Genomic DNA, 11,727 nt, shown 5'->3' on the forward strand with positions numbered 1-11,727 from the left:
CCCGATGCGTATCCTGGCCGTTCTGCGACTGGCGAGTGGGCTGCGGACAAGCATGGAGACGGGGGATTGGCGACCAACGGGATCACCGGCCCTCGTCGCGCTGATCGAGCGCCTGTCGGCATCTTCTCACAGGCTGCGCTTGGTTTTCACCGACAAGGACGGCGCATTTTCTGGCCGAACTGTGCGTTTGGCGAAGATTCGCAAGGCGGCGGCGATACTGGCCGGTGCCGGATGCCTCCCATCCTCTCTCGGTCGCTTGCGGTTCTATCTCGGCGAGCTCCTGCAGGCTTGTGCCGTCTGGCGCATGCAGCGGCAATGCCGGCCGGATATACTATATTTCGACCGCTCAAATGTACTGCTGGCCGCATTGTTCGCGCGGTTCGGGCGCATACCGGTAGTCCTGCGCGTACTCGGTGTTACGCCGGACATGAAGACGGTCCATGTGGGTGGCGGCCTATATCTGGCCGTGCTGGAATGGGCCTATCGCTCTCCATTTGCCCTGGTGATCTGTACCCAGGATGGCAGTGGCGGCGGGCAATGGCTCGAACGGGCCCTGCGTCCGGAGATCGAGCGGCATGTCCTGTTGAATGGCATAGGAACAGGCCAGGTAACAGAACGGCAAGCGGGGGCCGTGATTCCCTTGCCGGCAGGAAAAACACTGGTCCTGTTCGTCGGACGGCTGGAGAACATAAAGGGCTGCGACGAGTTCCTTGATGCGATCGCCATGTTGCACAAGACACATGCCGACAGGCTTCATGCGGTCATCGTGGGAACTGGCAGTAGAGAGCAGGAGTTGCGCAGCCGAGCCAATGTTGTTGCGCCCGGCATGGTAACCTTCACCGGCGCGGTCTCACACAAGGACATGTCGGCCCTGTACAGTGCGGCGCATGTCTATGTCTCATTGAATCGTCAGGGCAACCTATCGAATGCCAATCTCGAGGCCATGAAGTATGGGCTGTGCGTGATCGCGCCGGAGCCAGACCCGGTAGAAGGCATCGACGTGGAAACTGCAGCAATGCTGCCACCGGATTCGATTGTCTGGCTGTTCCGCACTAACGAGAAGGAAAGCCTGGCGCATGCCTTGATCCGACTTTGCGACGCTCCCGAGGAGCGGTTGCGGCGAGGGCGGGCCCTGTCCGATGCCATCGCGAGTCTTGCCACCTCGTGGCCACAACGGATTGATCACGAATTGTTACTGATTGAGGAAGCAAGGCGACCTGTCGACGTCGTGGCCGTCATCAGCGATATGGGGCCTGGCGGCGCGCAGAGAGTGCTGTCCCAGCTTACTGGTGCCTGGCAACGCGCGGGACGCAAGGTTGCATTGGTCACGCTGGAAGAGAGTGAACGAGATTTTTATCCGCTACCAGAAGGTGTTCGCAGAATTGCGCTGACCGCGCATGCGTCGGAGGCAAAGCTGCGTGGGTTGGCGCGCAACGCGGTGCGTATATTGGCTCTGCGGCAGGTATTGCGGAGGTTTCGCCCTACTTCGGTTGTCGGCTTTATCGGTACGACAAATGTACTGGTAGTTGCAGCCTCGGCATTTCTGCCTATCCGTACGATCGTATCTGAGCGTAACGATCCGACTAGGCAGTCTTTCGGCTGGCTGTGGGATCTGCTCTGCCAGTTGGCATATCGTCATGCCGATGTCGTAACGGCGAACAGTATGGTTGCCGTTCGGGCTTTCAGGAAATTCCTACCCGCCAGTCGCCTGCTTTATGTGCCAAATCCGCTGAGTATAACTGCCAATGGGCAAACAGCATTGGCCCGGGAGAAGATTGTTCTCGCTGTTGGCCGGCTGCATCCACAAAAAGGGCATGACGTTCTGCTCAGGGCTTTTGCCCGGGTAGCCCCGCAACTAGACAGCTGGAAGCTAGTCGTCATCGGCGAAGGGGATCTGGCCGACGAGTTGCGCATGCTTGCAGAACAACTCGATATTGCTGATCGGGTCGAATTCCTTGGTAGGGTTCGTGACGTTTTTCAGTGGTATCGCCGGGCAGGCCTGTTTGTCATGGCCTCCCGCTACGAAGGGACTCCCAACGCCCTGCTGGAGGCGCTTGGGCATGGCTGCGCTTGTATCGTCAGCGATTCAGCGGGCGATGCACAGGAATATATACGCGATGGCGAGAATGGCCTGACTTTTCCGGTAGATGACAGCGCGGAGCTTGCGAAGGCGCTGTGTGATCTTGCGCGCTCTGAGAAAATTCGCGTCAGGCTAGGCAGCGAAGGGATAAAAAGCGTATCTCACCTTACCCTGGATAACGTCGCATCGGTGTGGGATAAAGTGCTGGGCTGAACCGCCGTCCGGCTACTACACCACTACTGAACCAATCAGATCGTAGGCATCGGCCTTCTCGATCTTCACCCTGATCAGGTCGCCGACATTCACCCCGGCGGCCTTCTTGATCTTCACAATGCCGTCGATCTCCGGAGCATCGGCAAAGCTGCGCCCGAGAGCACTCGTGCGCTTGACCTCATCCACCAGCACGTCCAGCGTGCGCCCAACAAAACGCTTCAGCCGGCGCGCACTGATTTTCTGCTGGGTCGCCATGAAGCGCTCCCAGCGCTCCTGCTTCACCTCGTCCGGAACCTGATCCGGCAGGTCGTTGGCGCGCGCGCCTTCGACATTTTCGTATTTGAAGCAGCCGACACGGTCGAGTTCGGCGTCTTCCAGCCATTGCAGCAGGAATTCGAAATCGGCCTCCGTCTCGCCGGGGAAGCCGACGATGAAAGTCGAGCGGATCGACAGGTCCGGGCAGATCTCGCGCCAACTGCGGATGCGCTGCAACACCTTTTCTTGGTTCCCGGGGCGGCGCATGCTTTTCAGCACGCGCGGTTCGGCATGCTGGAAGGGAATATCGAGATAGGGAAGGATTTTGCCCTCCGCCATCAGCGGAATGATCTCGTCGACATGAGGATAGGGATAGACGTAGTGCAGCCGCACCCAGGCGCCCAGGCTGCCCATCGCATCGGCCAGTTCGGTCAGCCGCGCCTTCACCTTGCGCTCGCGCCACTGGCTTTCGGCATGCTTGATGTCGACACCATAGGCCGAGGTGTCCTGCGAGATCACCAGCAGTTCCTTAACGCCGGCCTTCACCAGGCGCTCGGCCTCGAACAGCACGTCATTGGCCTGGCGGCTGGCCAGCTTGCCACGCATGGAGGGAATGATGCAGAAGCTGCAACTGTGATTGCAGCCTTCGGAAATCTTCAGATAGGCGTAATGCCGCGGCGTCAGTTTGATGCCCTGCGGCGGCACCAGGTCGACGAAGGGGTCGTGCAGCGGCGGCGCCGCTTCATGCACGGCTTCGATCACGGTTTCATACTGCTGTGGGCCGCTGACCGACAGCACGTCGGGGAACATGCCTCGGATCCTGTCGGCCTCCACACCCATGCAGCCGGTGACGATGACGCGGCCATTCTCGCGCATGGCTTCGCCGATCGCCTCCAGCGATTCCTGCTTGGCACTGTCGAGGAAGCCGCAGGTATTCACCAGCACCACATCGGCAGCGTCATAGGAACCTGAGATCGCGTATCCCTCGGCGCGCAGCTTGGTAATGATACGCTCGGAATCAACCAGGGCTTTGGGACAGCCAAGGCTGACAATTCCCACCTTGGGCGGGTTGGCTAGGGGGGCGGATTTGGTCATGGCGCGGCTTATATGCCTGAATCGGGGTGCTGGCTAGCTGGAAGGCGGCGTCAGGCCGCTCCAATCTGGCGCAGCGGCATTCGGGTACGGACCATGCGACCCAGCAGGGAAACCAGCAGGATGGCGCGGTTGCCGTCGACCTGCTCCTCGAAGATGGCCTGGGTGTCGGTCATCGGCCCTTCGACGATTCGCAGGGTCTGGCCGCGCCGGAAGGCCGGGCCATTCAGGCGGATATAGCCGGTCTCGTCTTCGCGGCTGCGGATGTCGTCGATCACGGCCAGCGGTACCGGGATCGGCTTATCGCCGAACATCACCAGGCCGACCACACCCCGTGTGCCGTTCACGGAACGCCAGCGCTGGCGGTCGATCTCAAGGCCGGCGAAAAGATAGCGCGGGAACAGGGCCGTCGCGACGATGTCGGTGCGGCCGGCATGGCGGCGCAGTTTCTGATACTGCGGCAGATAGGTTTCGAAGCCCTGGTTGCGCAGATGCTGCGCGGCAAGGCTTTCCTTGGCCGGCTGCGTATAGACGGCGTACCACGACAGCGTCGTCATGCCGCGATTTCCTTGCTTGCGACATGGGCCGACGTCACATGTAGAAGCCGCGGTGCCACCACGCAATCCGCCGGCAGCGCAGCGCAGATTCGATCATACACCGCCTGCGGGGCGCTGCTGTCGGCGATTACCACCGCTTCGGCGCCGTGCGCCAATGCCGCGGCCAGATCGGCCACAACCGCATGCCCATGGAAATCTGGAATGTTGCGTCCCGGCGCAATCACCGCCTGAACCGTGATACCGGTGGCGGAGGCCGAGAGCATAGCGATTTCCGCGAGTTCGCCACTGCCGGCAATTGCAATCTTGGTAATGCCGCGCGCCGCCAGGGCGACGAACAGTTCTTCATACTGGCCGCGCGCCCGGCGGAAGAAATTCAGCGAACTTTCCAGATATTCGGCGACCAAACGGCTCTTCTCGGCAAATCCCTTGGGCGTCAGGTAATAGGCATAGCGCCGGGCCGGCGCATTCTGGATCTTGATCAGGCCCTTGGAGACGCAGCGCTTCAGCAGTGCATTGGCTAGGCCCAAGGCGACGTCCAGCCGGCCGGCGAGGCTGCGCTGGGTATGTTGGTCGGAATCGCCCACGGCAGCCAGTAGGGCCACCATGGTAGCGGCATCTTGGGACGACTCGGAAAGTTTGGGCGACTTTTCGTTCACGCTATGAACGATAAACAAGGCCACTCGGTCGGTCAAACTAATTCTGGCCAAAATTATATATTATTATCATCCACTTATGGCGGCTTCCATCGCGGCAGCCAGGCGTAGCAGGCGCAGGTCCTGGCCATTCCGCGCCACCAGCATCAGGCCGACGGGCAGCCCGGTCACCGGGAGGGGCAGGGAAATGGCACAGAGATCAAAGAAATTGGCTACCGAGGTATTGCGCAACAGCAGCGCATTGGCAGCCGTGAAGGCCGCTTCATCTCCTGCCAGATCGGCGATTTTGCGGGCGACAATCGGGCTGGTCGGCAGAATCAGGGCATCCAGGTCGGCCAGATGCTGGTCCATCGCTGCAATCAGTTCGGCGCGCCGCCGCTGCATGGAAATATAGTCGGCGGCCGTAACATTGCGGCCCCGCTCGATGCGGTTGCGCACAAAGGTGTCGAACTCACCCGGCCGCTGCTCCATGGCGTCGCGATGGATGTAAAAAGCTTCGGTGGCGGCAAAGCCGGCCTTGGCGTTCACCGCCAGCATGTCGGCCAGCTGGGGCAGGGCATGGTCGGTCACCGCGACGCCGTGCCGGCCAAGGGATTTGATCGCGGCGTCGAAGGCGGCGGCGACCGGCGTCTCCATATTCTCCATCAGCAGTCCCTGCGGGATGCCGAGCCGCAGTCCGGCCAGTGGCGCCGGCATGAGTGGCGCGACGGTCTCACCCGCCATCACGGCATCGGCCAGAGCGCAGTCGGCCACGCTGCCGGCCATCGGGCCGATGCTGTCGAGCGCATAGGACAGCGGAAAGGCACCGGCGGTTGGCACGCGAGACTGGCTCGGCTTCAGCCCGACGATGCCGCAGAGCGCGGCCGGGATGCGGGTCGAGCCGCCGGTATCCGAACCGATGGTGATCTCGGCCATGCCATCGGCCACCGACACCGCGCCGCCCGAACTGGAGCCGCCCGGAATGCAACTACGGTCGGCCGGATTGCCCGGCGTGCCGTAATGCGGATTGATGCCGACGCCAGAGAAAGCGAATTCGGTCATGTTGGTCTTGCCGACAATGACTGCGCCTGCCGCCCGCAGCCTGGCAATCGCCGGGGCCTCCGTGACGGCCGGTGCAGCATCGCGCCGCAGCTTCGAGCCGGCGGTGGTCGCTTCGCCGGGCATATCGAACAGATCCTTGATCGAGACGATGCGGCCATCCAGCGGACCAAGAGCCTGGCCGAATTGCGCGCGCCGATCCGCAGCGTCCGCTGCAGCGCGGGCCTGTTCAGTATAGAGCTTCGTGAAGGCGCGCTTGCCCTCGCCAGCTGGATCCTCGATCCGCGCCAGACAGGCTTCCAGGCGGTCTCGGCTCGAGCGAGTGGCGGCAGGGCGGTCCATATGATTCTCCATGAAATAAGTTCCGGAACTATCGCGCTTTTATCGGGGCAGACAAGTGCTGGCGCGATCCCGCGGTGCAGCGCATAGTAACTGCATGAGCTTCGTCGCCATTTATGCGCGCGTTCTCGCGCTTTTGCAGCCTGAGAAACGCCTGTCGATCATTCTGGCCCTGGCGAATATCGGTCTTGCCGGCGTCGGTTTCATCGAACCGCTCCTGTTCGGTCGCATCATCGACGTGCTGTCCAATCCGAGCGGTGCCACGCCGGATGAAAACTGGGCCCGCACGATCGAACTGCTGGTCCTGTGGTGCGCCGCGGGCCTGGCCGGCATCCTCGCTGGCATTCTGGTCGCGCTGCATGCCGACCGGCTGGCGCATCGCCGCCGTCTCGCCGCCATGGCGCTCTATTTCGAACATGTACTGAGTCTGCCGGCCGCGTTCCATTCTGCCACCCATTCCGGCACCTTGCTCAAAATCATGCTGGCCGGCACCGACAACCTTTTCGGCCTGTGGCTGGCGTTTTTCCGCGAGCATCTCTCCACATTCGTGGCCGTGCTCGCACTGCTGCCGCTGTCGCTGTATCTGAACTGGCGGCTGGGCCTGCTGCTGATCGCGCTGATCGCGGTCTTTGCACTGGTCAGCGCCATTGTCGTCGCCAAGACCGAGAAAGCCCAGGGCCAGGTCGAGGCCTATCACTCTGAACTGGCGGCACGCGCCGGCGATGCGCTGGGCAATGTAGTGCTGGTGCAGAGTTTCGTGCGGCTGGCGCTCGAAGCGCGCGAACTCGCCATGGTGATGGAGCGCCTGCTCAAGGCGCAGTTCCCGGTGCTGAATCTCTGGGCATTGATGACGGTGCTGAGCCGCATGGCTTCCACCATCACAATCATCAGCATCTTCATGCTGGGCAGCTGGCTGCATCTGCATGGCGAGACCAGCGTCGGCGAGATCGTCAGCTTCATGGGCTTTGCCACGCTGCTGATCGGCCGGCTGGAAGCGGCGATGGGTTTCATCAGCCGCATGTTTTTCCAGATGCATTCGCTCGGCGAATTCTTCCAGGTGCTGGATACCGAGGCCGCGGTGCGCGACCGGCCGGGTGCCCGCACGGCCGGTGTGATCAAGGGGGCTGTGGCCTTCGACCATGTGACACTGTCTTACGACGAGCGGCGCCCGGCCGTGGTCGATGTTAGCTTTGAGGCTGAGGCCGGCAAGACGGTCGCCCTGGTCGGTCCGACCGGATCGGGCAAGACATCGACCATGGCGTTGCTCAGCCGGCTGTGGGATCCGCAGTCGGGGCGCGTGCTGATCGACGGCAGCGACATCCGTGAATTCACCCTCGAAAGCCTGCGTCGCAATATCGGCGTGGTGTTCCAGGACAGCGCGGTTTTCCATCGTTCGATTGCCGACAACATCCGGATCGGCCGGCCGGAAGCGACCGATGCCGAGGTCGAACGGGCGGCCAGGCTGGCCGAGGCGCATGACTTCATCCAGCGCCAGAGCGACGGCTATGCCACCATCGTCGGGGAGCGCGGCGTGAACTTGAGCGGCGGCGAACGCCAGCGTCTGGCGATTGCCCGCGCCCTGCTCAAGAATCCGCCGATCCTGATCCTGGACGAAGCGACATCGGCGCTGGATGCAGCGACCGAAGCCAATATCCAGAAGGCGCTGGATACACTGATGACGGGGCGGACCACTTTCATTATTGCGCACCGCCTGGCGACAGTGCGGCGGGCCGATCTGATCCTGGTATTGCAGAACGGCCGCGTCGTCGAGCGGGGAACCTTCGATGAGCTGGCGACGGCCGACGGCCTGTTCGCCGGTCTGGTCCGGACTCAGTTCCAGGTAACGAATTAACTCCGGTGGGCAAGCCCATCGAGGTTGCTTTACCTTCGCGACGGTAACCGATATACCGGCTTTGCGGTCAATCGATGCCAGCTCGCCCTCTGTCCTGATGAAATCTCCAATCGAATTGCCGAACCGGCGCCTGACTGTTGTGATCGGATCTCTGGATCGCGGTGGCGCTGAATGGCACCTGCTGCAGGTTCTGCCGCGCCTGCTGGCGCATAATTTCACTGTGGAAGTTTTCTGCCTGCATCATCGCGGCGAGCTTGCATCTGAAATGGAGCGCCGCGGCGTTTCGGTTTTCGGCCCGGAGCGAGTGTCGACGTTGTTGCCGAAGCGAATTCTCTACGTGCTGTTCTGCAGTTTCATCCTGTTTTTCCATCTGCTGAAGCGCCGGCCAGATATCGTGCACTTCTTCCTGCCCGCCGCATATATTCTCGGCGCGCCGGCGGCCGTGCTTGCACGATGCCGAATTAGAATCATGAGTCGCCGCAGCCAGAATAACTACCAGCGCGATCTGTTCGGAAGCGGATTTATCGAGCGCCAGTGGCATCGCCGCATGAGTGCGGTTCTGGGAAACTCGCAGAGTGTGGTCGACCAGCTGCGGGATGAAGGCGTGCCGGAATCGAAGCTGTATCTCCTGTACAACGGCGTGGATCTTTCCTCCTATGGCAGTAATATCCCGCGCGATGCGGCCCGCAGCCGTCTAGGCCTGAGTAACGATGCGCTGGTCTTCTTGATCGTCGCCAATCTGATTCCCTACAAAGGGCATGCTGATCTGCTGCGCGCCCTTGCCATGGTCAATGATCGCCTGCCGGAGAACTGGGTTCTGCTTTGCGCCGGCCGCGACGACGGTATCGGATCGAACCTGCAGGATCTGGTGGAAGAACTGGGGTTGACCCAGCGCGTTCATTGGCTGGGCTCGGTCAAGGACATTCCTTCGCTGCTGACTGCAGGTAATGTGGCCTTGCTGGCCTCGCATGAAGAGGGATTCTCAAACGCCATCATCGAATACATGGCCAGCGGTTTACCGGCTATCGTGACCGATGTAGGTGGAAATGCCGAGGCGATAGAGCATGGCAAAACCGGTTTCGTCGTTCCGGCGAAGGACTCCGCAGGCATGGCCGATGCGATCCTTGAGCTTGCCTTGAATGCGGCCAGGCGTCGGGAGATGGGTGCGCTTGCCCGGACGATTGCGATTCAGCGTTATTCGCTGGAAGCCTGTGTTGATCGCTACGCCGGCCTCTACCGCAAAATACTACGTGCGCACGGGATGGACTGAAACCGATCAGCGCCAGACACGGCGGGTACGGTCGGCTTCCGCCGGCGTCGTGGGCTCGGGCGCAGCGGGCTTCGGGGTCGCGTCGCGCACGGCCTGCCGTTCCTGCCAGGCCTGACGCAGCTTCTCATGCCCCTCGATGCTCTGCACGGTCAGTTCGCATTCGGCGGCAATGCTTTGCAGGATCTGCTTGTCGAGCTTGTTATAGGTCTTCATCCTGACCATCACGCAGTCTTCGCGCTTCGGCGTGACGCCCGGCGTATAGAAATTGGCATCCACCTCGCGCGCCGACGGTCGCAGCGCATAGGCCACACCGGCGAGAATGCAAAGAATGACGGCCGCGCCGAGGCTGCCGATCAGCGTCCGGCGGTCGAGGCGGCGCAGGAAATTTACAGTGGCGATGATGCAGTCCCCCAGTCAGTCAGGGGGATCATACCGCAGGATCCGGCTCCGGTGCGTTAAGAATCAGGGATATAGCGCGGCGAATGGAGGTTTTATCGAATGTTTACAGGCAGTTAATCCTGCCGTATATGCACGTTATTGCATCCTTATGCCGGCTTATAAGGTGCTTATTTTCGCCTTATGGCACCCTTATATGATGCTTATTCCGTGAAACATCGCCGTGAAACATGCCGATACCCGCTTACCATCTGGGAAGCGGGCGACAGAAAGGCAAGGGCAAGCGGTCAGGTCAGCGCTTGCCAGCGAGGAAGGGCAGGTTGAGCCCCTGTTCCTCGGCGCAGGTCACTGCGATGTCGTAACCCGCATCGGCATGACGCATCACGCCGGTGCCGGGATCGTTCCACAACACGCGTTCCAGTCTCTTGGCCGCCGCCGGCGTGCCATCGGCAACGATCACCACGCCGGCATGCTGCGAGAAGCCCATGCCGACGCCGCCGCCATGATGCAGCGACACCCAGGTGGCGCCGGACGCCGTATTCAGCAGCGCGTTCAGCAGCGGCCAGTCGGAGACCGCATCCGAACCGTCCTTCATCGCTTCGGTCTCGCGGTTCGGGCTGGCGACCGAGCCGCTGTCGAGGTGATCGCGGCCGATCACGATGGGGGCTTTCAACTCGCCCTTCGCCACCATCTCGTTGAAGGCGAGACCCAGCCGATGGCGCTGGCCTAAACCCACCCAGCAGATGCGTGCCGGCAGGCCCTGGAACTGGATGCGCTGGCGCGCCATGTCGAGCCAGGTATGCAGATGCGGATCGTCGGGGATCAGCTCCTTCACCTTCGCATCGGTCCTGTAGATGTCCTCAGGGTCGCCAGAGAGAGCGACCCAACGGAAAGGCCCGATGCCGCGGCAGAACAGCGGCCGGATATAGGCCGGCACGAAGCCGGGGAAATCGAAGGCTTCGGCGACGCCGACTTCCTTGGCCATCTGGCGGATGTTGTTGCCGTAGTCGAAGGTGGGAATCCCCATCTTCTGGAAGGCCAGCATGGCGCGCACATGGGCAGCCATCGACTCTTTCGCAGCCTTGATGACGCTCTGCGGATCGGCCTCGCGCGCCTTTTCCCATTTCTCCAGCGACCAGCCGGCCGGCAGGTAGCCGTTCAGCGGATCATGCGCGCTGGTCTGGTCGGTCACGGCATCGGGCCGGATGCCGCGCTTCACCATCTCGGGCAGGATTTCGGCCGCATTGCCCAGCAGGCCGATGGAGATCGCCTTGCCGGCTTTTTTCGCATCCTCCAGCATGGCGATGGCCTGATCGAGCGTCGCGGCCTTCATGTCGAGATAGCCGGTGCGCAGCCGCATCTCGATCCGCGAGGCCTGGCATTCGATCGCCAGCATCGAGGCGCCGGCCATGGTGGCGGCCAGCGCCTGTGCGCCGCCCATGCCGCCGAGGCCGGCGGTGAGAATCCAGCGGCCCTTTAGTTGGCCGCCGTAATGCTGGCGGCCCATCTCGACGAAGGTTTCGTAGGTGCCCTGCACGATGCCCTGGCTGCCGATATAGATCCAGGAGCCGGCCGTCATCTGGCCGTACATCATCAGGCCTTTGCGGTCGAGTTCGTGGAAATGGTCCCAGGTCGCCCATTCCGGCACCAGATTCGAATTGGCGATCAGCACGCGCGGCGCATCTTCATGGGTGCGGAACACGCCGACCGGTTTGCCCGACTGCACCAGCAGCGTTTCATCCGGCTTCAGCGTGGTCAGCGTCTTCTGGATCTGGTCGAAACTCTGCCAGTTGCGCGCCGCCCGGCCGATGCCGCCATAGACCACCAGCTCTTCCGGTTTCTCGGCCACATCGGGATCGAGGTTGTTGCGCAGCATCCGGTAGGCCGCCTCGATCTGCCAGTTGCCGGTATGCAGGTCGCTGCCATGCGGGCTGCGGATGACGCGGGTGTTGTCGCGGCGATTGTCTGACATGACGGACCTC

The 11,727-nt window shown here is 62.0% G+C and carries 9 protein-coding genes; 3 read left to right on the top strand and 6 right to left on the bottom strand.

Annotated features, from left to right (window positions below; all coding sequences use genetic code 11):
* Positions 1–4 precede the first annotated feature (4 nt).
* Entirely contained in the window at positions 5–2,293 is a 2,289-nt protein-coding gene (locus CTR53_RS05600) for a glycosyltransferase (RefSeq protein ID WP_290809839.1), read from the top strand.
* A 15-nt stretch (positions 2,294–2,308) separates the two neighbouring features.
* Here the strand turns inward: CTR53_RS05600 and rimO are convergent, their stop codons facing one another.
* The 4 genes from rimO to CTR53_RS05620 all read right to left on the bottom strand — a co-directional run bounded on the left by rimO (position 2,309) and on the right by CTR53_RS05620 (position 6,230).
* The gene (gene rimO / locus CTR53_RS05605) at positions 2,309–3,643 is read right to left on the bottom strand and encodes a 30S ribosomal protein S12 methylthiotransferase RimO (protein WP_290809841.1); all 1,335 of its coding nucleotides are present in this window, start codon (positions 3,641–3,643) and stop codon (positions 2,309–2,311) included.
* A 50-nt stretch (positions 3,644–3,693) separates the two neighbouring features.
* On the bottom strand, positions 3,694–4,197 hold the full coding sequence (locus tag CTR53_RS05610) for a transcription termination/antitermination NusG family protein (protein WP_290809843.1): 504 nt from the start codon (positions 4,195–4,197) through the stop codon (positions 3,694–3,696).
* On the bottom strand, positions 4,194–4,802 hold the full coding sequence (locus CTR53_RS05615) for a MarR family transcriptional regulator (protein ID WP_290809845.1): 609 nt from the start codon (positions 4,800–4,802) through the stop codon (positions 4,194–4,196). Before CTR53_RS05615 ends, CTR53_RS05610 begins: the two co-directional genes overlap by 4 nt.
* Positions 4,803–4,919: 117 nt before the next feature.
* Positions 4,920–6,230 carry an amidase gene (locus CTR53_RS05620; RefSeq protein ID WP_290809847.1) on the bottom strand — a complete coding sequence of 437 codons (1,311 nt, stop codon included), beginning with the start codon at positions 6,228–6,230 and terminating at the stop codon, positions 4,920–4,922.
* A gap of 94 nt (positions 6,231–6,324) precedes the next feature.
* Between CTR53_RS05620 and CTR53_RS05625 the strand changes: the two genes are divergently transcribed.
* Together CTR53_RS05625 and CTR53_RS05630 are read left to right on the top strand one after the other, a co-directional pair.
* On the top strand, positions 6,325–8,079 hold the full coding sequence (locus CTR53_RS05625) for a glucan ABC transporter ATP-binding protein/ permease (protein ID WP_290809849.1): 1,755 nt from the start codon (positions 6,325–6,327) through the stop codon (positions 8,077–8,079).
* Between the two features lie 97 nt (positions 8,080–8,176).
* On the top strand, positions 8,177–9,349 hold the full coding sequence (locus CTR53_RS05630; RefSeq protein WP_290809851.1) for a glycosyltransferase: 1,173 nt from the start codon (positions 8,177–8,179) through the stop codon (positions 9,347–9,349).
* A 6-nt stretch (positions 9,350–9,355) separates the two neighbouring features.
* Here the strand turns inward: CTR53_RS05630 and CTR53_RS05635 are convergent, their stop codons facing one another.
* Both CTR53_RS05635 and hutU read right to left on the bottom strand, forming a co-directional pair.
* Positions 9,356–9,658 (bottom strand): hypothetical protein, encoded by a 303-nt coding sequence (locus CTR53_RS05635; protein WP_290809853.1) that lies wholly within the window; start codon positions 9,656–9,658, stop codon positions 9,356–9,358.
* Between the two features lie 379 nt (positions 9,659–10,037).
* A complete protein-coding gene (gene hutU, locus CTR53_RS05640; RefSeq protein ID WP_290809855.1) occupies positions 10,038–11,717 on the bottom strand; it encodes a urocanate hydratase in 1,680 nt (559 codons plus the stop codon).
* Positions 11,718–11,727 lie beyond the last annotated feature (10 nt).

It is taken from the genome of Ferrovibrio sp., assembly GCF_002796975.1.
In the GTDB taxonomy this organism is placed as follows: Bacteria; Pseudomonadota; Alphaproteobacteria; order Ferrovibrionales; family Ferrovibrionaceae; genus Ferrovibrio.